The sequence below is a fragment of the Paenibacillus sp. MABNR03 genome (assembly GCF_050455445.1).
GTDB classification, from domain to species: Bacteria; Bacillota; Bacilli; order Paenibacillales; family Paenibacillaceae; genus Paenibacillus; species Paenibacillus xylanilyticus.
This window is the reverse complement of sequence record NZ_JBCIYR010000001.1, coordinates 1829374-1852899: the sequence shown is the minus strand read 5'-3', so window position 1 is coordinate 1852899 and position 23526 is coordinate 1829374. Positions and strand designations below refer to the sequence as shown.

22 protein-coding genes are annotated in these 23526 nt (G+C 43.3%); 15 read left to right on the top strand and 7 right to left on the bottom strand.

Features of this window, described 5'->3' with window-relative positions:
• The first annotated feature begins 22 nt into the window (after window positions 1-22).
• Window positions 23-1738, top strand: coding sequence for a discoidin domain-containing protein (locus AAIH57_RS07735; protein WP_430021171.1), 1716 nt, complete (start codon window positions 23-25; stop codon window positions 1736-1738).
• A 44-nt stretch (window positions 1739-1782) separates the two neighbouring features.
• Window positions 1783-2724 carry a family 43 glycosylhydrolase gene (locus AAIH57_RS07730; protein WP_430021170.1) on the top strand — a complete coding sequence of 314 codons (942 nt, stop codon included), beginning with the start codon at window positions 1783-1785 and terminating at the stop codon, window positions 2722-2724.
• 62 nt (window positions 2725-2786) lie between these two features.
• Here AAIH57_RS07730 and AAIH57_RS07725 read toward each other — a convergent pair whose 3' ends face one another.
• Window positions 2787-3497, bottom strand: a complete 711-nt coding sequence (locus AAIH57_RS07725; RefSeq protein WP_430021169.1) for a DUF421 domain-containing protein — start codon at window positions 3495-3497, stop codon at window positions 2787-2789.
• A 188-nt stretch (window positions 3498-3685) separates the two neighbouring features.
• On the bottom strand, window positions 3686-5038 hold the full coding sequence (locus AAIH57_RS07720; RefSeq protein ID WP_430021168.1) for an MATE family efflux transporter: 1353 nt from the start codon (window positions 5036-5038) through the stop codon (window positions 3686-3688).
• 136 nt (window positions 5039-5174) lie between these two features.
• Here AAIH57_RS07720 and AAIH57_RS07715 point away from each other — a divergent pair, with 136 nt between their 5' ends.
• The 4 genes from AAIH57_RS07715 (at window position 5175) to AAIH57_RS07700 (ending at window position 9079) form a co-directional block, all read left to right on the top strand.
• Window positions 5175-5855, top strand: coding sequence for a TetR/AcrR family transcriptional regulator (locus AAIH57_RS07715; protein WP_175398929.1), 681 nt, complete (start codon window positions 5175-5177; stop codon window positions 5853-5855).
• Between the two features lie 201 nt (window positions 5856-6056).
• Window positions 6057-6188: a YjcZ family sporulation protein gene (locus AAIH57_RS07710; protein ID WP_430021167.1), complete on the top strand. Its 132-nt coding sequence runs from the start codon at window positions 6057-6059 to the stop codon at window positions 6186-6188.
• Between the two features lie 159 nt (window positions 6189-6347).
• Window positions 6348-7610, top strand: a complete 1263-nt coding sequence (locus AAIH57_RS07705; protein WP_430021166.1) for an MFS transporter — start codon at window positions 6348-6350, stop codon at window positions 7608-7610.
• 188 nt (window positions 7611-7798) lie between these two features.
• Window positions 7799-9079, top strand: coding sequence for a diguanylate cyclase domain-containing protein (locus tag AAIH57_RS07700; RefSeq protein ID WP_430021165.1), 1281 nt, complete (start codon window positions 7799-7801; stop codon window positions 9077-9079).
• A gap of 96 nt (window positions 9080-9175) precedes the next feature.
• Here AAIH57_RS07700 and AAIH57_RS07695 read toward each other — a convergent pair whose 3' ends face one another.
• Genes AAIH57_RS07695 through AAIH57_RS07685 form a run of 3 tightly spaced genes read right to left on the bottom strand, consistent with a single transcriptional unit; the run spans window position 9176 to window position 11581 of the window.
• A complete protein-coding gene (locus AAIH57_RS07695) occupies window positions 9176-10213 on the bottom strand; it encodes a sensor histidine kinase (protein WP_175399160.1) in 1038 nt (345 codons plus the stop codon).
• Between the two features lie 55 nt (window positions 10214-10268).
• On the bottom strand, window positions 10269-10949 hold the full coding sequence (locus tag AAIH57_RS07690; RefSeq protein WP_175398925.1) for a response regulator transcription factor: 681 nt from the start codon (window positions 10947-10949) through the stop codon (window positions 10269-10271).
• A 50-nt stretch (window positions 10950-10999) separates the two neighbouring features.
• Window positions 11000-11581 (bottom strand): class I SAM-dependent methyltransferase, encoded by a 582-nt coding sequence (locus AAIH57_RS07685; protein ID WP_430021164.1) that lies wholly within the window; start codon window positions 11579-11581, stop codon window positions 11000-11002.
• Window positions 11582-11901: 320 nt separating this feature from the next.
• Here AAIH57_RS07685 and AAIH57_RS07680 point away from each other — a divergent pair, with 320 nt between their 5' ends.
• From AAIH57_RS07680 to AAIH57_RS07655, 6 genes are all read left to right on the top strand, one after another.
• A complete protein-coding gene (locus AAIH57_RS07680; RefSeq protein ID WP_430021351.1) occupies window positions 11902-13128 on the top strand; it encodes a sugar ABC transporter substrate-binding protein in 1227 nt (408 codons plus the stop codon).
• A 70-nt stretch (window positions 13129-13198) separates the two neighbouring features.
• Complete coding sequence (locus AAIH57_RS07675; protein ID WP_430021163.1) at window positions 13199-14077, top strand: carbohydrate ABC transporter permease; 879 nt, start codon at window positions 13199-13201, stop codon at window positions 14075-14077.
• 21 nt (window positions 14078-14098) lie between these two features.
• Window positions 14099-14914, top strand: coding sequence for a carbohydrate ABC transporter permease (locus tag AAIH57_RS07670; protein WP_413032909.1), 816 nt, complete (start codon window positions 14099-14101; stop codon window positions 14912-14914).
• Complete coding sequence (locus tag AAIH57_RS07665) at window positions 14914-15909, top strand: LacI family DNA-binding transcriptional regulator (protein WP_430021162.1); 996 nt, start codon at window positions 14914-14916, stop codon at window positions 15907-15909. Before AAIH57_RS07670 ends, AAIH57_RS07665 begins: the two co-directional genes overlap by 1 nt.
• 94 nt (window positions 15910-16003) lie before the next feature.
• Window positions 16004-18148, top strand: a complete 2145-nt coding sequence (locus tag AAIH57_RS07660; RefSeq protein WP_430021161.1) for a LuxR C-terminal-related transcriptional regulator — start codon at window positions 16004-16006, stop codon at window positions 18146-18148.
• A 66-nt stretch (window positions 18149-18214) separates the two neighbouring features.
• Window positions 18215-18877 (top strand): DUF4386 domain-containing protein, encoded by a 663-nt coding sequence (locus AAIH57_RS07655; protein WP_430021160.1) that lies wholly within the window; start codon window positions 18215-18217, stop codon window positions 18875-18877.
• A 293-nt stretch (window positions 18878-19170) separates the two neighbouring features.
• Here the strand turns inward: AAIH57_RS07655 and AAIH57_RS07650 are convergent, their stop codons facing one another.
• Both AAIH57_RS07650 and AAIH57_RS07645 read right to left on the bottom strand, forming a co-directional pair.
• Window positions 19171-19851 carry a class I SAM-dependent methyltransferase gene (locus tag AAIH57_RS07650; protein ID WP_430021159.1) on the bottom strand — a complete coding sequence of 227 codons (681 nt, stop codon included), beginning with the start codon at window positions 19849-19851 and terminating at the stop codon, window positions 19171-19173.
• 308 nt (window positions 19852-20159) lie between these two features.
• Window positions 20160-20648, bottom strand: a complete 489-nt coding sequence (locus AAIH57_RS07645) for a pyridoxamine 5'-phosphate oxidase family protein (protein ID WP_430021158.1) — start codon at window positions 20646-20648, stop codon at window positions 20160-20162.
• A 290-nt stretch (window positions 20649-20938) separates the two neighbouring features.
• On the opposite strand from AAIH57_RS07645, the gene AAIH57_RS07640 reads away from it, so the two are divergent.
• The 3 genes from AAIH57_RS07640 (at window position 20939) to AAIH57_RS07630 (ending at window position 23424) form a co-directional block, all read left to right on the top strand.
• Complete coding sequence (locus AAIH57_RS07640; RefSeq protein WP_430021157.1) at window positions 20939-21436, top strand: arsinothricin resistance N-acetyltransferase ArsN1 family A; 498 nt, start codon at window positions 20939-20941, stop codon at window positions 21434-21436.
• Between the two features lie 46 nt (window positions 21437-21482).
• Window positions 21483-21941 carry a MarR family winged helix-turn-helix transcriptional regulator gene (locus AAIH57_RS07635; RefSeq protein WP_430021156.1) on the top strand — a complete coding sequence of 153 codons (459 nt, stop codon included), beginning with the start codon at window positions 21483-21485 and terminating at the stop codon, window positions 21939-21941.
• Window positions 21942-22023: 82 nt separating this feature from the next.
• Window positions 22024-23424, top strand: coding sequence for an NAD(P)-binding domain-containing protein (locus AAIH57_RS07630; protein ID WP_430021155.1), 1401 nt, complete (start codon window positions 22024-22026; stop codon window positions 23422-23424).
• Window positions 23425-23526: the final 102 nt, after the last annotated feature.

Below are 23526 nucleotides of genomic sequence, written 5' to 3'. Positions count from 1 at the left end.
ATAAAGAAGGAGATGATGAATCATGATCAAAGGTAAACCAGGAATTGCACTCATCATTGTATTTTGTTGGTTCGCATTTCATTTATCGTCCTCAGCTCAAACTGCTCACGCTGCTGCAAGCGAGGAGACAAATATTGCAGCAACACTGTTTGTGCTAAAGAATGAATCGGAAGTTTCCAATGCCAAAATACATTGGGCACCTGTTAACGGAGCGACCGAATATGAACTGTTTAGATCCGAGAACAACGGACCCTATACTCTGCTGCAGACCTTAACCGGTACAACAACGGATGATTATGACCTCAGCATAGGAAGCACATATAGCTACCAAGTGAGGGTTTATGGCGGCAATTCCCTGTTAACCTCCGCCGTTTCGCCTGAATATACCCCTTATACTCTTCCGGATAACCTCACCACTTTTGATAATACAACAAAATCAACCCTATCACTCCCAAATGAACTTAAAGTGGGAGATACCTACTACAGGTTCAATTTTGAACAAAAGTCATCAGGTGGTTTTGGTCAGATGATTCAACAGACGTCAACCGACGATATCACCTATGGTAACGACAAAGTGGTCCTTTCATACACGGATCATCCCGATCTGGCTAATAGTAAATTTGAAGGGATCAATATTCTATACCATGCCCCCTCCAATAAATTTGTCTTTTGGGCTCACTATGAAAATAGTACAGACTACACACTTGCCAGGGTATCGGTGGCTTCGGCCACGCCGGGAGAAAACTTTACATTTCACAAAAGCTTTCGACCCGAAGGAAACGAGTCCAGGGACATCTCGATTTTCAAAGATGATGATGATTCAGCTTATTTGATCTCCACGGCGAATAATAATTCGGACACCATTTTGTACAAGTTGACCTCCGATTGGCTTGATGTGGATCATCAAGTTTCGGTTATTTATCAGAATCAGCACAGGGAACTGCCTAAGATGATTAAAAAGGATGGCATTTATTATTTGTTTTCTTCCCAAGCTGCAGGTTGGTATCCAAGTATCCCTCTGTATTCCTCAGCAACAAGTATCGATGGAATTTGGTCTGAATTACGAACCATCGGCAACACTTCTACCTTTTCGGCACAATCGGGTTCCGTCATGCGAATAAAGCCAAACACTGGAAATCAGGTTGTAATGGTTGCTTACCGCTGGATGTTTGGCTGGGCAGGTACACAAAACGGAACAACGGAGGAACGACTGCTCCCGGTTTGGTTCTCCAATGGTTACGCGTTCTATGATTACTTTGATCAAATTTTGTACAATGCGAACGATGATGTCGTGGTTCCTGTTCAGAATGGAAAGCTGTTGTCGCAAGGCAAACAAGCCACTGCGCAAACGGCTGCCGGAACTAACCCGGCGAATTATGCGAACGATGGTAACTATCAAACCGAATGGATCGGCACAGGCAGTTCCTGGCCACATTGGTGGAAAGTAGACCTTGGCTCAGTTCAACAAATTAATAACGTGCAAATTTCCTGGTGGATGCAAAAAGGCTCCGAAGGATTTTACAAATATAAAATTGAAACGAGCACAGACAATGTGAACTGGACCGAAGCATTGGATCGAACCGATAATACATCGTACGGCTTCACCTCGGATAGTCTTTCGAGTACTGCCAGATATGTACGAATTAATATGCTAAATGCGACACTTCATAACAACCCTAACAACTGGTACACCCCAAGGCTGTGGGAAGTAAAGATATTTGGAACAGAAACCGATTAACGATGTTCCCAAACATCAAATATAAATGGAAGAGAGGTAGCTGTGTGAATAATAGATTAACCAATGGTGAGATTTGGAATGATTCAAGCGGTCAGCCGATCCATGCCCATGGTGGACATATTTTATTTCATGACCATTATTATTATTGGTATGGTGAAGACCGCAGAGACGATATTTATGTTAGTTGTTACCGTTCCAAAGATCTTTTCAACTGGGAGTTTCGAAATCATATCATTACGACTTCTACTCCAACTGCACCCATTCGTGTTCGAACTAATATGAAATTAAAGAACGACAAAGGTGGAAAAGTGAACCTGGAGCGACCTAAAGTGCTTTTTAACCCAGCGACAAAGAAGTTTGTTCTATGGGTGCACTATGAGAATGGAACGAATTATAATGATGCTGCATGCGCGATCGCCACATCGGACTCTCCGGATAGCCATTTCGTATATCATGGCAGCTTTAATCCTTATGGGTATATGTCGCGAGACTGCACACTCTTTCAGGATGATGACGGGACTGCGTATTTCATTTCAGCTGCCAGAGACAATGCGGATCTTCACATATATCGGCTGCATGCAGATTACCTTAATGTCGAAAGCCTTGTCGGAAAGCTGTGGCAGGGGGAGTATCGGGAGGCTCCGGCCGTTTTCAAGCGAAACGGAAAGTACTACATGCTGACCTCTTTTTGTACGGGTTGGGAACCGAATCAAGGGAAATACGCGATGGCGAATTCCATGGATGGTCCGTGGGGAATGCTCAGCGATTTTGGCGATGAAACTACGTTTCGAACCCAACCGGCATTTGTGCTGAAGCGATCAGCGCAGGATTACCTTTACTTTTCGGATCGCTGGAACGCCTTGGATTACTTTCAATCCAGCTATGTGGTGCTGCCCATTGAATTTGAAGGGGATATTCCTGTCCTGAATAATTATTCAACATTAACTTTAGAAGGGGATACTCATTCCATTGTTTTTAAACGGTAGAGGAAGTAGCTCTTGTGGGGATAAATCGATCGATTTATCCCCTTATTGAAGAGTAGGATCATTCATGTCACATTTCTGCTTATCATTCGTTTGTTCTTTTTCTTTCTCGGAATGATATAAAGTGTTCCATCTTCACGATACTCTGCGTACGCTATATCCTTAATATGATGATAGCCCTGTTTTTGCATCTCCATCATTACCTTCTCCGTATCAATTTCCTTTCCTCTCATCGACATTTTCAGAAGTTCCCCTTTATCAATCACTGTAATGGAAAAAGAATCGGATTGCGTTTCCAATCCCAAATCTTGAGCAGTCGGAGGTTCATATTCGGGCTTGCGAAGGACGGACAGGGACCCGTCTATTTCCAAGACGGCATGTTTGACTTCCTGGAGCGAAAAAACATTCTGTTTTCGAAGCATGGAGAGCAATTGTTTATATTCGATATCATATTTTTTTATCAAACTCTGATTTACTTCACCGTTATCAATTAAGAGAGCGACCCGACCTTCTGCTACATACCCGAATTTCACAAATCGGGTGGTTGCTTTCTCAAAAAGATAAGAGAGGGCAGTCCAAACGGCCAATGCAAATAAAAGGTGAGACACCTTTACCTGATCGTCATACAGCGTATTCCCTACAATTTCACTCAATACTAACGAAGACAGGAAGTCCAGCGGTGTAAGTTGACTAAGCGTTTTTCTACCCGTGATAAAAGCGATGGCCCAAAGTCCGAAAAAGCTAATTACGAGCTTCATTGTTAAATCCATAAACATATCTATCCAACCTCCCGAAAAGAACCAATCATTGATGAACAATTACCCACTTCATTTGATTAAAAACATCAAACCATAAAAGATGACATTCATCCTGAGCAGGAAGACTGGGCGGAAGGGTCATGAATGAGGAAAGGCCATAATAACAATCCGGCGTACGTGTTGCCTTCTGGCGGGTTATCTGTTTTCTACTGCATTAAATTACTTAATTCTGGCTGCAACTTGGTCCGCAAAACATACATCATAATGGCACCAACCAGGAATGCAACGGCATCTGCAATGACGAGCGACCACACGACCCCGTGGAAGCCGTTCATTTGATTAGCAATATACAGCACAGGAATCAAAGTAATTCCTTGAATAACTGACATAATAAACGCGGCGGTCCCTTGCGCTGTTGCTTGGAAGATTCCCGTAAACAACGTGGTCATTCCTGAAATGAAGAGGGACAGGAATGAAACGTGAAGAATGTAGCTGCCCATCTCAATTAATTGTGGGTCATTCGTAAATAGACTAATCAAGTGGTCGGAAGTCAGATAGACAATGATGCCGAACGCGACTGCTAACGCCACAATCGCTTTGATCGTAAATCCAATGGTATGCTTCATGCGTAATTTATTCGCTGTGTAAGTAAATGCAATCAACGGTACGACTCCCTCGCATAAGCCCATCAAAATAAACTCTGGAAATTGCAATAAGCGTGATGAAATTCCGTACCCCGCTATGGCTTGATCCCCATATTGGGCAAGAAAGAGGTTTACGATCAGTGACATTGCACCCAAGAAAATACTCATAATAAAGACGGGTACTCCAATTTTAAATACATTGCTCAGAATGTCTTTGCTAACCTTGAACCATTTTACGGAGATGGTTAAGTACTGGCTCTTATAACCCATATAAAAGGCGTAAAATACACTCGCTACCAAGTTAGAAATGACCGTCGCAGATGCAACACCCATCACACCCCAATGGAAGACGAAAATGACTAACGCATCAAGAATGATATTCACGACAACACTGAGAATCATACCGATCATCGACGTGATGGCGGCACCCTCCGAGCGCACGATATTCTCCAGGGTGAAGAATAATACGACGAATGGTGAGCCAATGAGCATAATCGTGACATAGTCCTTTGTAAAACCGAAGGATTCAGATGTTGCCCCTAGGCCATGGACGATTGGATCAATCAACGGGAGACCGGCGGCCATTACGATAACACCGAGAACTAAACTGCTGTAAAAGGCGAATGAAGATACATGCTTTACATCATCATATTTATTCTCTCCTAGCAAACGAGAGATGAATGTACCGCTACCCATGCCAATCAGATTGCCTAGCGCCATAATTACTGCGAATAGCGGCAAAGTTAGCGCAAGTGCGGTTAACATCGCTGTGTTGCCTAATGTACCAAGGAAATAGGCATTCAAGATTGAATAGATCACACTCATTGACGTGCCTAGCATCATCGGTACAGCGAAATGAGCTACGGCTTTTGCGATAGGTGCTTTTTCAAAGTAATGCAGGTTTTCTGTATCCATGTGGTTCACTACTTTCTTTGTTAATTTCGGTTCAGTCTAACAGTGTTAGATTGAACCTTACAGTGTTAGATGTTATCATGAACCCACGGACCTGTAAAGTATAAACTTACACTGTTAGATAAAAGGGCGGATACCAATGAAAAGACAGCAGCCTCAGATTTCGGAAGATAAGATTTTGGAAACTTCGTGGAAGCTTCTCGGGGAGGAGGGCATTGAGAAATTCAGCTTGAGACGATTGGCCGATCGGCTGGGGATTCAGGCTCCCTCTCTGTACTGGTACTTTAAGAGCAAACAGACTCTTTACCAGCGCCTAGCCAACCAGATATCGAAAGTGATTCTGGAGGAGTTCGACTCCGAGGGGGACTGGAAGGAACAAATGGAGGGACTTGCGGTAACGGTACGAAGTGTGCTCCGCCGATACCCTTGCTCCACGCAACTCATGATGATGACGCTGCCTCACGAGCCGGACATGATCCGGTTCACCAACCGCATGCTACTCTGCATGGAATCGACGCCACTTGAGCAAGAGGAGAAATTACAAGCGGTTCTTACACTTGTGAACTATGTTTTTTACTTCGTGCTGGATGATTATCAACATCAGCGTAATATCTCCGCTGTTCTTAAGGACCAGGAAGTATTTCCGGAAGGGGAAATGCTCCCTCTTCTGGACTCTATGAGTGAGACGGAAGCGGGAATATTCCGCAGGATGTACAAGGGCGGAATGTTTGAGCTGATGGGAACCGACGGGGCGTTTGACTTCGGTTTGAAGCTGATTCTGTTGGGGATAGAGCAGGTAATAAAGGAACAGGAGAAGTAGATAGAATAGTGAAGTTGTAGTAAAAATGCTAAAAAGGACGAGAATATGGCTCTATGTTTTCTTAAATGGATGTTCCAATAAGGGTTTTCCGGAAATATATAAGAAAAGAAGAATAGGAGTTTAGCCCCTTTTTATTTTCGCCTTGTCAATTGAACAATTTCTGCATAATCTAACACATACCACAGAAGAGGGGGAAGAAACATGAGTGAAGTTGGATATGGCAATGGCAATGTAGGAGGAATTGGTGGAGGATATGGTGGTTTCACATCCATCGGAGCAATTCTGGTACTCTTTATTTTGTTGGTCATCATCTCCAAAGCTTTCTTAGTTTAATATCTAGCTTAATAATGTCCGCCAGCATTCGCTGGCGGTTTTTATGTTGTCATCTGCTTCATTCCGAAACGTGAGATAATTTAGTTCGTTCCAATCATTACAAATGCTGAGATAGAATATATAATACGATTAATTAAGTACATAATGAGGGAGGAATATATGGCTTCCAATTCTTTTCGGCAATTAACCGGCAACGCCAAGGGCTGTCTCATCTACGAACCGCTGTTTCTGATTCCTTACAGCATGTATGTCACCTACAGCTCCATTTTCATGTATCAGCTAGGGGTAACGGAAACAGGAATCGGCTGGATTACTTCCATCGGATTGCTTGTACAGGTGCTCTCTTCCTTTCTTAGCGGATACCTTACAGACCGGATGGGGAGAAAGCGCGCTTTGCTCTATTTTGATGTGCTCAGCTGGAGCGTCGCTACACTGTTATGGGCTATTTCTCAAAATTTCTGGTTTTTCGTATTCGCGGCCATTGTAAACGGGTTTCAGAAGGTGCCACACACCGCGTTTTATTGTCTGCTGGTTGAGGACACGGCTCCGAAAGAAAGAACATACGTATTTACTTTACTGCAGCTCATTAGTGTAGTGGGGGGATTGTTTGCACCACTCGGTGGATTGCTGGTTTACCATTTTTCTCTCGTACCCGGGGTTCGAATCATGTTTGTGCTCGCCTGTATTATGATGACGATTCAGTTTATCGGACGCCATTATGCAACGAAAGAGACGGATATCGGTTATCGTAAAATGAAGGAAACCAAGTCAATGAGCATCAAAGAGGGAATGTCTGACTACTTGTCCGTAATGAAAGTGATGCTTCGCAGCCCATTGCTGCTGATCATATTTGGCGTCTATATCCTGTTTAACTTTCAGACAACGGTGAAGACGACATACGTCTCCATATTTATGGTCGAATACTTACAGCTTGGGAGCGGACTGATCTCTGTTTTTCCAGCGTTCTCCTCTGTGATCATGTTAATGTTTATGCGCTGGATTATGCCTCGGATCAACGAGTCGCAAGTGAATCGTACCATGGTGTGGGGATTCGTCATTTCCGTTCTGTCCAATGTCATTCTCGTCATTGCTCCAAAAGGTGACCTGATCATACTAAGTGTGAGCACGATCATCGCTGCAATTGGAACGATGATGACCTATCCCTATTTGGAGACCGCAGTCGCGAATGCGATCGACGATGAGAATCGTGCCAAGATATTTGCTCTGCTTCAAGTATTGATCCTGATCGTTATTTCACCTTCTGGTATTATTGGAGGCTGGGCTTATGGAATTGACCCAAGAATTCCATTCCTGCTCGTAGCAGGAGCGTTTGCGATCAGTATTCCCCTGATGATGTTTTATGCAAAGCAACAGCATCAGGTTCCATCCGGTACAGACTTGAATAATAACCACAGTTTCTGATTCGACTTTCACATAAACGTATTCATAAGCCGCTATGCATTTAGCGGTTTTTTTAGGGATCTTAGTAAACGTGAATTAATGTAATTGGTTGATTTTGTCAATGTAAAACGAAGACAAAATTTGCTAAAGTAATGTGAAAGGTACTCTAACTAATTACAGCTATCCGGGTGGAGGATTGGACGAGAAGTATGAGAGAATTTTTAAGTGAGCAGTCCATTGAAGCATTTAGATCGATCATTAATTACAATCCGGATGCGATCTTCATTGTTTCCAACGAAGGAAAGATCGTAGAAGTAAATGAAGGGGTCACGGAATGCTTAGGGTATAAGAAAGAAGATATTATGGGTTCTTTATACAAAGAACTATTTTGTCCGCATCAGCTTGAGTTGATAAGCCAGTATTTTTCTGAGGTTTTAAAGGGGGCATCCTGTCAATATGTTGCCGAAGCCCATCATAACAACGGAGATATAGTGTATTTGCAAATTAAGCAAGTTCCCTTGTTTTATGAGGGAAAGGTGAATGGTGTTTTTGGAGTGGCTAAAAACATTACTGAGCATAAGTTGCTTCTCAAGGCATTGAAAGAAAGCGAAGAGCGCTATCGATTGCTAGCAGATAACTCCCTCGACCTGATCCAACTGATTAATCTGGACGGTATTGTGGAATACGCTTCTCCTTCTCACAAAATGGTGCTTGGGTTTGATCCCAAAGAATATATAGGCAAATGGGTATTCTATCAACCGAATGAAGAAATGGATGAGAAATTCCGCTCCGTTTTTATGAGTATGCTGCTATTGCAAAAGCCCTTTACCTACGAGATACAGCGGCAGCATGAGCAGGGTTATCCGGTATGGCTAGAGTTGAAAGGAACGCCGATGTTCGATGAGAACGGTGATTTTAGAAATATGATGCTTGTCGGAAGAGAGATAACAGAGCGGAAAAAGTATCAGGTACAACTGGAGCAATTGAGTTATCATGATGCCCTGACTGGGGCACCTAACCGAAGATGTCTAAATAAAATGTTAAATGATGCTTTACTTGAAACAGATGTTGGACAGCTAGCTGTCATGTTTGCAGATTTGGACAATTTTAAGCAGATTAATGATACATTAGGACATGATGCAGGCGATGAACTGCTTCGCCAATTTGTGAAGAGAGCAGGAGCTTGTCTTCAGGAACACGAGATTTTGGCCAGAATGGGTGGTGACGAATTCGTCTTTGTACTCCCTCGAATTAAAGACACTTCAGAAGCCAGTATTGCGGCTGAAAATATCTTAGAAGCGCTGCAGCAGCCTTGGCATTTAGGTGGGCAGGAGCTCAATACGACTTCAAGCATTGGCATTGCCTTTTATGAAAAAGACGATACCGTAAAAGAACTGCTTCAAAAAGCAGATGCAGCGCTCTATCTTGCTAAAGCGGAGGGGAAGAATACATATCGGATATTCTCCTTTGGTGATTCGTCAAATTCCTAACCGGACAACAAAAACCCGCCGAAGATAGCACTGAGATTGTGATAATCTGCGGCGGGTTTTGTGTATGAGGGATTCTTCGGAACGAATGGAAGGAGTTTAATCACTGGTAACTTCCGAAGGCAGAGTTAACTGAAAGATAAATATATTATCGGTATGTTTGAGCGATATGGAACCATGATGTAATTCGATGATGTTCTTTGTGATGGCCAAACCTAGCCCAGCCCCTGCTTGAATGCCCTCGTTGCTTCTGGAGTGATCCACCTTATAAAAACGATCAAAGAGTTGATCCTGTTGATCTTTCGTAAGAGGGATCCCTTTATTTTCGACCTCAATTACAATTTGATTGTGACTCGAGTTCAATCGAATGCTGATCGTTCCTGGTTTCAGGGAATATTTTAGAGCATTCATGAGAAGGTTATCGATGGCTCTGGCCATTTTGTCACTGTCTACGGACGTAATCATTGGTAAATCAGCGATTTCTTTTACGATTTGAATCCCCTGTTCTTGTGCAATGGGCTCAAATTCAAATGTTATTTGTTTTAATAGCTGTACAATGTCGATTCTTTTTAAATGGATATGAGCGTCCATTGAAGTAAGACGTGTGTATTCAAACAAGTCATCAAGCAATTTCTTCAAATGAAATGCTTTGTTATAGGTGTTTTGGACAAACCTGTTGTATTCATCTTCGTTTTGAAATGAATTGGATTTTAAGAGCTCGATGTATCCAATAATACTTGTTAGAGGTGTGCGTAAGTCATGTGAAATTCCTGTGATCATGTCCATTTTGGACTTTTCAATCTCTCGTTCCTTTGAAAGCTGCTGCTCTAAACGTTCTGTCATTCGATTAATGTTATGAGCGACCCGCCCGAGTTCATCCTGCCTTACAACAGGTACCCGATATTTCAAATTCCCTTCGGCAATCGTTTGCAGTCCTTCTTCCAGTGTAATTAAGTCTCGAACCATCTGACGTGTCAAAATCAAAAAAATCAATACAAAGGCTACAGTAAATAAGGGAGTAAGGATGTAAGGAAAAAAATCGCGAAACCAAAACCACTCCATAACCGTGCTTATTTTGAGAAAAAGCATGATACATAAATTGTTTATGACTGTAGCCATAATTAAACTTAATAACATCCTGATTAATATGTTGACCTGAATTTTCTTTTTTTGCTTTGGTCGATCTGCAGCTTCAGTCAATTTTGTAGCCAACTCCCCACACGGTCTTAATGTACTGAGGATCCCTTGGGAATTCCTCTATTTTCTCCCGTAAATTCCGAATGTGAACCATAACCGTATTATCCGAATACCCATAAGGCTCTTTCCAGACATTTTCGTAAATCTGTTGTGAACTGAAAACTTGTCCAGGGCGGCTGGCAAGCAGCACGAGGATGGAAAACTCCAGAGGCGTCAACGAAATGTCTCTTCCTTTCAGCCTCACCAGATGTTTGCTTTCATCAATAAGCAGATCCTTGATAATCATTAGGGAACTGAATTCTTCCTTGCCCAGTAAGGATTGACGCCGCAGCTGAGCCTTCACACGAGCAAGCAATTCGAGCGGGTTAAACGGTTTGATCATATAGTCGTCAGCCCCAGTGGTCAGACCGGTAATTTTATCAATATCTTCTTCCTTGGCTGACAACATGATGATGGGAGTGTTTGATATTTCCCTTATTTTGAGGCAGGTCTTGATTCCATCCATTTTAGGCATCATGATATCCAGGATTACCAGCTGAATGGATGATGTTTGAATGGCTTTAAGTGCTTCTTCACCGTCGGCGGCCTCAATGACCTGGTACCCTTCATTACGTAAATAGACATGAATGATATCTCGAATCTCCGATTCATCATCTACAACAAGAACAGTATTCATTATGACGCTCCTTCATTTTTTGCATGTTTATTATACATCCATAGTTTGAACTATAGTGTTTCCATCCTATTGATTTCCTTTTTTCGACAGACGTAAACGAAAGCGGGAGGGACGTTCCACGGTACGAAATCAATCTTTTCGATCATAAATTTCTCGGAAAGTTGCTTCTTCATCTGAAGTGAGTATTGAAATGCGATAAACAATCCCCCAGGTTTAAGTGCACTGTAGATCTGTTCAACCAACGTATCTCTGAACTCACGTTCAAAATTAAAAAAGGGAAGTCCGCTAAAGATGCAATCTAATTGTTGAATATGTTCTTGCTTCAATATATTAACAAGGTTAGCTGCGTCCGGGTAGCAGGCATACTCTGGATACTTTAGCTGTAAATCGTTCCTCATTGTATCATTCATTTCAAACAATACAACCTTGGCTGATTCACATATATGTTCGTGAATAGAATGGGTGATGGCACCCGTACCCGAACCGAGTTCTGCAACGGCACTCATCTCATGCCATGGAGCTTGCTCAACCATTTTTTTTGCCAGAAACCGAGAGCTTGGAATGATGCTTCCCACTCTTTTCGGACAGTGAATAAAGCTGCGTAAAAATAAGATGTTCTCATTAAGTTTCAATGGAATGTTCCTCCAATATCGTTGTTTCCTACAAACAATTGATTCTACGAGAATAATAACGAACAGAACTTAGGATTCACTGGGTATAAATCTGAAGAAATTCTAAAGAAGAATGGATTTTGGAGAAACGATGAAAACCGGGGGCAGGTCAGAATCAGCTGGAACTTAAACTGATGATTAGAAAAATAGTAAGTTGAAGGAATAGTTTACTATTATTTTACACCTGGTTTATCATTCATTAATTAAATTCTTTTATACTTCGTTTTAGGAAACCGGTTACCTAACTAAAATGTGCAGGGTGAGAGGGGTTTGAAGCGTTGATGAAAAGAAGGCTGAAAAGTGGCATACTCGCACTTTCTACAGTTTTTGCGATGGCTTTATCTGGTTGTTCGTCTCAGGCGGGGGCAGATCATACCATTCAAGTGTGGGCGATGGGCTCGGAAGGAAAACAAATGCAAGCGTTCGTAAAAGGGTTTGAAGAGGAACACAACATGAAGGTTGATGTACTCGCAATTCCGTGGGGAGATGCGCATGATAAGCTGCTTACGGCAGTTGCAGCAGGCAAAGGCCCTGATGTATTACAAGTAGGGAATACTTGGGTAGCAGAATTTGCTGAAGCCGGAGCTTTTCTTGACCTCACTGAACATTTAGACAAATATCCAAATCTTAATCCTGACAACTTCTTTGAAAGCGCTACGGCCACGACCATCTATGATGAAAAAACGTATGCAATTCCATACATCATTGATACTCGCATATTGTTCTATCGTTCAGATTTACTTGCTGAGGTAGGGTATCCCAACGGTCCGGAAACCTGGGATGACATGCTTGATGCGGCAAAAAAGTTGACAGCACGGGGGGAAGGGAATTTCGGATTTGATATCGACAAAGGCAGTCACCATATCCCGATGATGATGGCTTGGGAACATGGCTGGGTCTACGACACGGAGAAGGGAGCAGATAACTTTAAAGATCCAAAATTTAAGGAAGCAATGGAGCTTTACAGTACATTCTTTGCAGAAGGCTTGTCTCAACTGGAAGCCGGTAAAGAAACGGTTCAAGGGTTTAGCGATGGTACATATCCAATGTTTATCAGCGGCCCCTACATGGTCAACACCATCAAAGAACAGGCTGCCGATATTGAAGGGAAATGGAATGTGCGAGTAATGCCTAAGGCAGAACAGAATACATCGATGGCTGGCGGTTCTCATTTTACGGTATTTGAAGGTACGGATAAAGTGGACGAAGCGCTTACGTTCATTAACTACATGACTGATCCGGAGACTCAGGTGGAATGGTACAAAGCAGCATCTACGTTACCAACTACGAAAAGTGCTTGGGAAGATCCAATGTTCGCTAATGACCCTTTCATGAAAGTATTTGGAGAACAACTGAACTCAACTCAACCGTTCCCGGTGATTGCGGAATATGAATTTATCGCATCCGAATTGCTTAAAACGCTTGAACAAGTGATTCGTGGCGGGGAGGATATCGACAAGTCTCTGGAAAGTTACCAAGAGGAAGTCCGGAAAATTTTGTCTGATTAATGAATCCGTACTGGGCAGGGGTGATTGAAGCGTTTACCATCTGCCCAGTTCATTTTATGAGGGGGAAAAGATGTATCGGTTCAGAACAAAAATGATTCCGTATCTGTTCGTTGCTCCAGCCATTCTTCTTTTGGCCATTTTTTCAATTGTTCCAATTATCGTATCCACATTCATCAGCTTCACGGATATGGACCTTGTTGGTCTGGCGAATTGGTCGAAGATCCATTTTATAGGCATCGATAACTTCATCGAGCTGTTTAATGACAAAGTCTTCATCGTTTCAATGTTAAATACAATGTTCTATGTATGTATTGGCGTACCTGTGGTCGTTCTGTTATCGCTTGTCGTAGCACTGCTTCTTAATTATGGGAGCAATGCATTCTTCTCTGCTTTTCGAACCATTTATTACTTACCCACGATAACTAATATCGTAGCTATAGCTGTAATTTGGAGTTATCTCTACAATCAGCAGTATGGTTTATTTAATTATTTGTTGTCCCTCGCAGGAACAGATTCTATACCTTGGTTAGAGAAGCCTTTTGTAGCTAAGATTTCTTTGCTCATCCTGGCCGTATGGCAAGGACTTGGGGTCAATATGATTATTTTTCTAGCGGCTCTTAAATCTATTCCCGAGATGTACTATGAAGCAGCCGAAATAGATGGTGCCAATCGCTGGCAGCGCTTGTGGCATATTACGCTGCCGTCCATCCGCTATGCCATTTTCTTTGTCGTGGTTACCAAACTCATTGGATGGCTGCAATTCTTTGAAGAGCCTTTTGTTATGACCGGGGGCGGGCCTCTGAACGGTACAATTTCAATGGCTTTGTTCATTTATCAGGAAGGCTTCCAATACAGTAAATTCGGATACGCCGCAGCAGCATCTACGGTCTTGTTTGCCGTCATTATCGTCGTTACGATGATACAGTTTAAACTAAGAAGAGAAGAATAAAGACAGCTGAGGTGAAGAAGTATGAAAAAACAATGGGAGGTTTCCATTTCGGCAGTTCTTTTATCCATAGGAAGCATGGTGATGGCTTTCCCTTTTTTATGGATGATATTGAACTCATTCAAGACGGAAAGGGAAGCATTAGCCATTCCGCCGACATTATTTCCTGAAACGTTCAGCTTTCAAAGCTACATAAATCTCTTTCAACGACTTGATTTTGATGTTTACCTTATGAATACGATGATCATTGTTCTCTTTTCCATGTTGGGTCTCCTCCTTGATACGATGGCAGGATATGCATTCTCCAAGTTCCGGTTCCGAGGCAACCGCATATTGTTTATGATTGTACTGGCAACCATGATGATTCCCGGACAGGTCAAAATCATACCTATGTATATTATCATCAGCGAAATGAATTTGACGAATACGATGGCGGGTATTGTTCTACCAGGACTTGCATCCGCATTCAATATATTTTTGGTACGCCAGTTTATGAGCACCATTCCAGATGAACTCCTTGAAGCCGGTAGACTGGATGGGGCGGGAGAGTTTCGTATTTTTGGTCAGTTGGTGCTAACGATGTCGAAGCCCATTCTAGCTGTGCAGGCCATATTTACCTTTATTGGTGCTTGGAACAGTTTCCTATGGCCGCTGATTGTTGCCAATGATGATGCTTTGTTTACGTTATCCGTAGGCATGTCGCTGCTAAAAGGACAATATTCAACCGATTTTGCTCTGCAGATGGCAGGTGCCACATTTATGGTTATTCCTGTTCTCATTGTGTATGTCTGCTTCCAAAAATATATCGTTCAAGGCTTTAACTTTACGGGGATTAAATAATGGATAAAAAACATACCATTCGTGATATCGCGAAACTGGCAGGGGTCTCGGCTGCAACAGTATCCAAAATAATGAATAATACGGGTAACATAAGTGATCGGACGCGTCAAAGAGTGAAAAAAATCATTCAGGATACGGGTTATGTTCCAACGTTTTCAGCCAAAACACTGGCTACGAATCGTTCCAAGTTGATTGGGGTTATTATTGGTGGTCAATTTAACGTGGGCTTTACGCATCCATTTTTCAGTCTTATATTGAATAATTTTAAGGATTTTATTAGTGAAATGGGTTATGACTTTGTTTTTTTCTCGAAGGATAGGGATTATTTAGAAAGGTGTCACCACTACAATATTGACGGATGCCTGATTATGTCAGGTGATGAGACTGACGAAGGGAGCCGCCAGATAGATGAGAGTCACATTCCGGTCGTAGGTGTAGACATGATCCTCTCAGGTACAACATCGAGCTATATCATGACAGATAATTATATGATCGCGGAGAAAGTGGTCAGCCATGCTCATTTAAATGGGATACGTAAAATTGCTTTTATAGGCGGAAACGAATGCTCCTTTATAACTCAACAGAGAGAAAGCGGCTTTCGAAAGGCTCTACATCTTTATAATCTGGAGTGCAGGGAAGAATGGATCGTTTACGGAGATTATTTTGATCAAAGCGGATACGACTCCATGAACCAGATTTTGGACGGAGGAGATCTGCCGGAATTGGTCTTTGCTTGTTCGGACTTTATGGCATTTGGAGCCATAGAAGCTATCAAAGAACGAGGCATGCTTGTTCCGAATCGCATTGCGGTTATTGGCTGTGATGATATTGAAGCTTGTCGATTCACCACACCCAAGTTAACGACAGTTAGGCAGGATAAAAAAGGGATTGGCAGATTAGCAGGGCAGATGCTGATAGACTTGATCGAAAAAGGCGCATCGGGGCAAGCCATTATGGTGGAGCCCCAGCTTGTACTTCGCGAAAGCTGCAGGTGATTTTCATTCACTTATTCCTGCATATGAGTGATATTATCTGCACTATACATTGGAAATTCCATTCATTGATGGTGGGAAATTCTGGTGGTAAGATATGATTATGTCTACCTCCATCGTATCCACCAAATTTAATATACCGCCTTGTCGGCCAAGTACAATTCTTCGTCAACGATTGATCGATAAGCTTCATTATGGTTTGCATCATAAACTGACCCTAATCTCCGCGCCCGCCGGATATGGTAAAACGACATTGGTTAGCGAATGGCTCACCGATTGCGGGAGGCCTGCCGCATGGCTGTCCCTTGAGGAAGGAGACAACGAGCTTACCCGCTTTTTAACCTGTTTGATCGCCTCCCTGCACACAATTACGGAGAAAATCGGGGAAGGCGTGCTCGCTGTGCTTCAATCTCCTGAACCGCCGCCCATGGAGACAGTTATGGAGGCGCTTCTAAGGGAAGCCGCTGCCATGGCTCCTTTCATACTAGTCCTTGACGATTATCACATAGCGAAATCGAAGCCCATAGACGAAGCCATTTTCTTTCTGCTTAATCATCCTGCACAAATCCACCTGGTGATCATCACTCGCGAGGACCCGGTTATTCCATTGGCCAGGTTACGAGTACAAGACCAGTTGACAGAGTTACGCGAAGCAGACCTAAAATTTACTTCCACTGAAGTTGAGGCATTTCTAAACGAAGTCATGGGACTTAATCTGTCGAAGGACAAAATAAAAGCGTTGGCATCACGTACCGAAGGATGGATTGCCGGTTTACAGTTGGCCGCCCTCTCCATACAGGGCGATTATGGGAACGATCGGTTCGTTCAATCAATCGCTGGCAGCCATCATTTTGTTCTGGATTATTTGGTAGAAGAGGTCCTGCAGCGCCAACCGGAAGCCATTCAGACCTTTTTGGTACGGACTTCTATCCTGGGCCGCTTATGCGGTTCTTTATGCGATGCTATTCTGCCCGATCCCGCCATGTCAGGTAAGCAGCGGATAATTGATCTTGAGCGGCAGAACCTGTTCGTCATTCCCTTGGACCATGAACGACGGTGGTATCGCTACCATCACTTGTTTGCCGAATCTTTGCAAAGACGGTTAGAGGATAGTCTCGATAGAAGCGGTATCGCAGAACTGCATAAGCGGGCAAGTGACTGGTATGAAAACCAAGGGATCCAGATTGAAGCATTTCGTCATGCCGTAGAATCAGCTGATATAGAACGCGCCGCTCGACTGATTGAAGGCAATGGGATGCCGCTGCATCTTCGCGGCGCAGCAGATATTTCGCTGAAATGGTTGGAGTCGATGCCTGCGGCGGAACTGGACGCCAGACCTGCGTTGTGGGTAATGTATGGTTCAGTATTACTGATAACGGGTAAGCCGACGCATGTCGAAACAAAGCTTCGAGCGGCGGAGACAGCGCTGGAGGGCGTCGAACAGGACGTTCGTGTTAGAGACTTGATCGGGCTGATTGCTGCAACTCGGGCTGCCGTGGCTTCGTTAATGATGGCCGTAAAGCCCAGAGTGACGAATCAAAAATTACAGGCGGCCGAAGGGTTCATGCTAATGACGGAGCAAGACGATAAGAGCGACGACCTTATCAAGCTTATTGCCCCAGGAAAGGATGCTTCGGTGAATGCATGCTGCGAGATAGAACAAGTTGTTGCCCAGTCAAGCCGAGCGTTAGAATATCTCCGTCAGGATAACCTCTCTGTTCGGACGTCTGCAGCATGGATGCTGGGCGTCGCCAGCCAGCGGCGGGGAGATTATGCGAAAGCTCGAGCGGCCTATCATGAAGTCATTTCCTATAGTCACATGATGGGCCACAAACTGATGGCGATCATGTCACTTATTGGACTGGGGCAAATACAAGAAAAAGAAAATGAGCCCCGTTTGGCGGGGGAATGTTACGAAGAGGCTCTTCGGCTATCCGGTAATCTGCCGCTTCCTGCTCTTCGTGAAGCGCAAGCTGGTCTGGAGCGTATAAGGACGATTTCTCACCCTGATGTGAAGGGCAACCTGATTGAGTCGCTCAGTGCGCGTGAACTTGAGGTGCTGGCGCTCATCGCCAAGGGACTTTCCAATCGGGACATCGGTGCAAAACTCTTCTTGGCTGTGGACACGGTCAAAGGACACAATCGCAGGATTTTTGAGAAACTGCAAGTGCAAAGACGTACCGAAGCGATCGTGCGTGCACATGAGTTGGGCTTACTCCCGAACACCCATAAACCACACTAAAGTGTCTATCAGCACAATGCGCCCCTTAGCTATAATTTTTATAACATGAGCGAAGGGGAGATAAGCATGAACAATAGGATTGCAAGGGTGGTAGGGATACTTTTTCTGGTGTCAACGGTGGCCTACTTGTTAGGGAGTGGGATCCTGAATCCCGTTCTACAAAACCCGGATTTTCTCACGGGTTTACATTTGGAACGAACAAACGTAGTCGTGGGATTGCTGTTGGAGTTGATCAACGCCATAGCGGTGGTGGGAATTGCGATGCTACTGCATCCTATCTTAAAAAAACATAACGAGGCATTTGCACTAGGATACTTCGCTTCCAGGGTGATCGAGTCAGTGATTTTAATCATCAGTTTAGTGTGTCCGATTCTCCTTCTCGGGTTAAGCGAAGATTATTCAGCGGCGGAAGCTTCAGGTCATTTTCACTTCCAAACGATGGCACAGACAATCGTAGATGCACACTTTACGCTTTTTGAACTGGCTATGTTCATACTGAGCTTAGGTAGCTTGTTGTTTTGTTATGTCCTCTACCACTCTAGGTTGGTTCCGCGATTTTTGTCCATAATCGGCTTCATCGGATATGCCGGGTTGTTAACTAGCAGTTGTCTGGCGATCGCTGGTCATGACAGCGGAACCGTTCTGTATATTCCAGGGGCCATATTTGAAATAATGCTTCCGCTCTGGCTCATCTTTAAGGGATTTAATCTACATTCGGAGAAATCATGACTATCAACTAACGTTTAGAACAATTACCCTTTCATGCCATAAAAGCAGCTGGCCCAGAGAATCGGCTCATAGGAAAAACCGGAGGTAATGTAACAAGCTAAGAGTCGCTATTTTGGCGACTTTTTGTATAAGCCAAATAGTTAGTGAATCTATCTGCTCGTCGTATAAAGCGTGGGAAGCATAATTCGAAGGATCATGAAATTGGCCTACCTTTATATCGAGAACCTATTCGACCGGCATTTCGCCACCGAAGGATGACGTAAATACTGACTCCGGATATATACGCGATCTGACTATTTCTCTTTTTGAGCGTAAAACACGGCGAAATCCAAATATTTATACATACAATCCGCCACGCTAAAACCAGCTTCCTCCAACCACAGCAGCTGATCCTCCAACTTGGCATTGATATCAACTTTTCGACGTTGGATAGAATCCGAGATGGCTTCATCTGACAATCCGCTCTCATGAATGGCATCCAGCCAGCGTTCGCGGTAATAAGCGTCTGTCTTTGGAGTCCTTCCCTGAACCTGATCTGCGTTGATGAAGAGTCCACCGGGTTCAAGCATTTTGTATACAGTGCCAAACACATTCTTCTTGTCAGCGTGGGTCAGATGATGAATTGAGAGAGAAGAAATGATCATATCATATGAACTGGTAAATGCACGCTTGGTATAATCTCCAACCACATACTGCACTTGATCTGTATCAGCAAATCTTCGGCGTGCCATTTCAAGCATTTTTTCACTAATGTCCATTAACGTTAACCGTGCGTTAGGATATTTCTGCAATACCATTCCAGAGAGAAGTCCCGTTCCGGCACCGAGATCAAGAATATGGGGGGAATCCTTGGAGCTTTCCATAAGGTCCAGAGCGATTCCGTAAAAATCATTAAAACAAGGGATAAGCTGCTTTCGCTGCATATCATAGTCTTGGGCAACTTTATCAAATAAGTGCTTTACTGAAGAGTTCATGTGTTTATTCTCCTTGTTTTTTTTCAATATTTTACAGGAGAGAAATAAGAAGAGGAAATAGGGATTATGGATAAGTTCATAGGTCAGAACTATGAGAATATGCTTCGATTTCTAATTCGATCATGATAAGAGAATAGGTGAGGGAAATCCAATAGCGGCGTCTTCCGTAAGATATTGAAGCAACCTTGGAGGTTTTTGCGGGTTTATGTAACACACCGTAATGAATTACTTATAACGATTGATTTAAAAATGCCCATCACCTATAACATGATGGGCATTTATCTCGAAGACAGGATTTCTCAACGAATCTAATTTAATTCAACGATCTGATTGATATCCGTTCCCTCTGTATTTTTGCCGAGCAGCCTACGAAACAAGAACTTGGCCATTTTGAACTTGTTACCGGAATCCCAATACTCGGCAGTTTCGGCTGTGACCTTAATGAGAACGAGATTCGGATCGTCATATGTGGTTTCCAGCACTTTCTCGTAGGCCGGACTCCAGAATTCTTTTATCTTCTCGGAACTTTCCACGAGTTCGGCTTCACCGCGGATGGAGAGGAAAGACTTACCCACATATGCCACGTTGACTTGCTGATTGCGAAGCAGTTCATGAAATTTGCTGGTATCTTTCTTGGTCAGGAACCACAGGTTGCTGTCGAACTCGACATCCTGGGTTTTCATGGGGCGTGAAACGAGCCCTTCTTCTGATACCGTTGTTAGCATCGCAACGTCGATGTCTTTGATCAATTCCTGAATTTTCTTGATCGCTTCTTGGTGATCTGAGGTTGAATTCATCGTGTAATTCATCCTTTCGATGTGGATTATTATCAATATTTCCCACGCTAAGCTCAGCCAAACCTCTCGTAATCACTATCCATCTAGAAAGCAAGAAGTATGAAATGAATTCATAAGAAAAAAGGTCGGACCCTGGGGATATAAAAGACTTATACACTAGGTTAAGTTGAAATGAAACGAACAGTTTATTTAAGAGTAATACTTGTAATTTACAAATAAATAAATATAATAAGTGAATACATGCCAGTGCAAGAATGAAATCACTGGAATGAAGAGAGGAGGGGAGACAGATGCAGATTCGAAGAGCAACGGTAGAGGATGCATATGCTCTGGCGTCTATTTTCAACCAGGCTTTAGAAGAGCGAAATGCAACGTTTGAGACAGAACCACGGAGTGTGGAGGATCGAGAACAATGGATATTGAATCAAGGTCAGCGCCACCCCATTTTAGTCGCAGAATCTAATCATCAAGTACTGGGGTTTGCTTCCGTTTCGGCTTACCGGGCACGAAAATGTTATGATGGAGTTGGTGAGTTCTCCGTATACATAGAGCGTCACTCACGAGGTGAGGGCGTGGGTCGCAGGTTGCTTGAAGCATTAATACTCGAATGTGAGAATCTGGGTTACTGGAAGCTAATCTCACGTATTTTTGACTTTAATATAGCAAGCAGGACTCTCTGTAACAGATGTGGATTTCGGGAAGTAGGTATTTATGAAAAACATGGGCAATTAGATGGGCAATGGCTGAATTGTGTTATAGTAGAGAGAATTATAGATTTCGATAAATAGTTGCAATATACAAATAAATATGTATAATGATTTTCAAGAGGTGAAGATGTTGTCAGATAACCAAAGTCCAAGAGAGTTATTACAAATTATGGTTCGTCGTTTCGGCTTGCTGGATAAAAACTGTTGCACGGTTGGAGAGCAGGAAATCTCTCTGATTCAGAGCCATATCCTTTATGAGATTGATCATCAACATGAGCCGTCCATGCAACAAATAGCCGAATCGCTTGGGATGGATATTACCACATTTAGTCGTCAAATTCAGACGTTGGTTAAAAAGAATCTTGTTCGAAAAACACCCCTCCCTGATGATCGGAGAGTATACATCCTCAGTTTGACCTTAGAGGGGAAATTTGTAGCAACGTCCATTGATCATCGGATGAATAGTCATCTGGAAGAGGTTTTTTCTTTCATGACGGATACTGAAAAGGAAATCGTCATTCAATCTGTTAAACTGCTTAATGAGAGCATGTTAAAATCGAAAATGTGTTGTACGCCATTGGGGTGATGAACTGCATTACCCCTCAACATTTCTTAAATACTTGCAATTTGCAAATAAATATCCAACCGACTAATGGAGGTCTTTTGAAATGAAAAACATTGAATTCAAACAAGTCGAGTCCTGCTGTACTCCCATTTTGAAGGATAAGCGGCTTTCCCTTCGGGAGTCTGTAAACCAAGGAGAGTTACATCATTTACCTGTAGTAATTATTGGTGCCGGACCTATTGGTCTGGCAGCAGCAGCTCATCTGATCGAAGCAGGACAATCATTTATCATTCTTGAGTCGGGAACTAAAGTAGGCGAAAACCTTTCGAAATGGGGCCATGTCCGTTTGTTCTCACCTTGGCAGTATAACGTGGATAAAGCGGCTGTACGATTGTTAACCCAGAAGGGGTGGATTGCTCCATCGCCAGACGAATTACCGACGGGTCAAGAGCTGCGTGATTTGTATTTACTCCCGCTTGCAAAACTTCCGGAGATTCAGACTGTTCTTCATTTAAATACACATGTTGTCGGGATTAGTCGCAAAAATACAGACAAAATGAAAACAGCAGGCCGCGAAAAACAACCCTTTATGATCTACGTTGAACAGGAAGGAAAGTCCAAGCGGTATGAGGCCAGAGCTGTGATCGATGCTTCAGGAACGTGGGGGCATGCTAACCCTGTACTTTCCAGCGGCCTATGGACTCCTGGGGAGAAAGCTCTTCATGATCAAATATATTATGGCATTCCGGATGTATTAGGGGGGGATAAAGAGCGCTACACGAATAAACATATTGCTGTCGTAGGGGGCGGGCATTCTGCCTTGAATACGTTACTTGATTTAGCCAGACTGCAAGAATTGAATTCCGGTATAAAACTGACCTGGATTATGAGAAGAGACCGGGTGGAGGAAGCCTACGGTGGAGAATCGAATGATCAACTGCAAGCTAGAGGTGAACTGGGAAGACGAATTCATGAACTTGTTGATTCTGGAAAGGTCAACGTGGTTACGCCATTTCATATTCAGGAGTTAAAGCGGGAAGGAAAACGGGTTACCCTAGTTGGAGAGCAGCATGGCGTAATTCGTGAGATAGCACAAGTTGATGAGATTATCGTGAATGCGGGAAGCAGACCTGATTTTTCATTCCTGAGAGAGTTGCGACTCAGCATTGACCAGACTACAGAAAGTGTGGAAACCCTTGCTCCGTTAATTGATCCCAATGTTCACAGTTGCGGTACCGTTCGCCCCCACGGAGAGAAAGAGCTGCGTCACATGGAACAAGGTTTTTACATTGTAGGCATGAAAAGTTATGGGCGTGCTCCTACCTTTTTAATGGCTACCGGATATGAGCAGGTTCGATCGGTGGTTGCTTTTCTCGCGGGTGATCTGGAGGCAGCTGTAAAAGTAGAGCTGGAGCTACCTGAGACTGGCGTATGCATGGTGAATCGCCCTCAAGTACAGGCTGCCGATAAAAAAAGTGATTGTAGTTCTTCTTGTTCAAAATGAAATTGAAGAGATCACGAACAAATGAAGTGTTGGTCTATAAGGCAGTTTTTATGTAACTTTAGGGGGAGCTTCATTCCATAAGATGTATAATGACAACAAGGA

What these genes read in the sequence shown, in the direction of transcription:
- AAIH57_RS07705 (WP_430021166.1), top strand. Translation starts at nt 6,348, where the DNA reads ATGGCTTCCAATTCTTTTCGGCAATTAACCGGCAACGCCAAGGGCTGT.
- AAIH57_RS07715 (WP_175398929.1), top strand. Translation starts at nt 5,175, where the DNA reads ATGAAAAGACAGCAGCCTCAGATTTCGGAAGATAAGATTTTGGAAACT.
- AAIH57_RS07630 (WP_430021155.1), top strand. Translation starts at nt 22,024, where the DNA reads ATGAAAAACATTGAATTCAAACAAGTCGAGTCCTGCTGTACTCCCATT.
- AAIH57_RS07665 (WP_430021162.1), top strand. Translation starts at nt 14,914, where the DNA reads ATGGATAAAAAACATACCATTCGTGATATCGCGAAACTGGCAGGGGTC.
- AAIH57_RS07650 (WP_430021159.1), bottom strand. Translation starts at nt 19,851, where the DNA reads ATGAACTCTTCAGTAAAGCACTTATTTGATAAAGTTGCCCAAGACTAT.
- AAIH57_RS07695 (WP_175399160.1), bottom strand. Translation starts at nt 10,213, where the DNA reads ATGTTATTAAGTTTAATTATGGCTACAGTCATAAACAATTTATGTATC.
- AAIH57_RS07655 (WP_430021160.1), top strand. Translation starts at nt 18,215, where the DNA reads ATGAACAATAGGATTGCAAGGGTGGTAGGGATACTTTTTCTGGTGTCA.
- AAIH57_RS07710 (WP_430021167.1), top strand. Translation starts at nt 6,057, where the DNA reads ATGAGTGAAGTTGGATATGGCAATGGCAATGTAGGAGGAATTGGTGGA.
- AAIH57_RS07720 (WP_430021168.1), bottom strand. Translation starts at nt 5,038, where the DNA reads ATGGATACAGAAAACCTGCATTACTTTGAAAAAGCACCTATCGCAAAA.
- AAIH57_RS07640 (WP_430021157.1), top strand. Translation starts at nt 20,939, where the DNA reads ATGCAGATTCGAAGAGCAACGGTAGAGGATGCATATGCTCTGGCGTCT.
- AAIH57_RS07670 (WP_413032909.1), top strand. Translation starts at nt 14,099, where the DNA reads ATGAAAAAACAATGGGAGGTTTCCATTTCGGCAGTTCTTTTATCCATA.
- AAIH57_RS07690 (WP_175398925.1), bottom strand. Translation starts at nt 10,949, where the DNA reads ATGAATACTGTTCTTGTTGTAGATGATGAATCGGAGATTCGAGATATC.
- AAIH57_RS07635 (WP_430021156.1), top strand. Translation starts at nt 21,483, where the DNA reads ATGTTGTCAGATAACCAAAGTCCAAGAGAGTTATTACAAATTATGGTT.
- AAIH57_RS07700 (WP_430021165.1), top strand. Translation starts at nt 7,799, where the DNA reads ATGAGAGAATTTTTAAGTGAGCAGTCCATTGAAGCATTTAGATCGATC.
- AAIH57_RS07675 (WP_430021163.1), top strand. Translation starts at nt 13,199, where the DNA reads ATGTATCGGTTCAGAACAAAAATGATTCCGTATCTGTTCGTTGCTCCA.
- AAIH57_RS07660 (WP_430021161.1), top strand. Translation starts at nt 16,004, where the DNA reads ATGATTATGTCTACCTCCATCGTATCCACCAAATTTAATATACCGCCT.
- AAIH57_RS07735 (WP_430021171.1), top strand. Translation starts at nt 23, where the DNA reads ATGATCAAAGGTAAACCAGGAATTGCACTCATCATTGTATTTTGTTGG.
- AAIH57_RS07680 (WP_430021351.1), top strand. Translation starts at nt 11,902, where the DNA reads ATGAAAAGAAGGCTGAAAAGTGGCATACTCGCACTTTCTACAGTTTTT.
- AAIH57_RS07725 (WP_430021169.1), bottom strand. Translation starts at nt 3,497, where the DNA reads ATGTTTATGGATTTAACAATGAAGCTCGTAATTAGCTTTTTCGGACTT.
- AAIH57_RS07645 (WP_430021158.1), bottom strand. Translation starts at nt 20,648, where the DNA reads ATGAATTCAACCTCAGATCACCAAGAAGCGATCAAGAAAATTCAGGAA.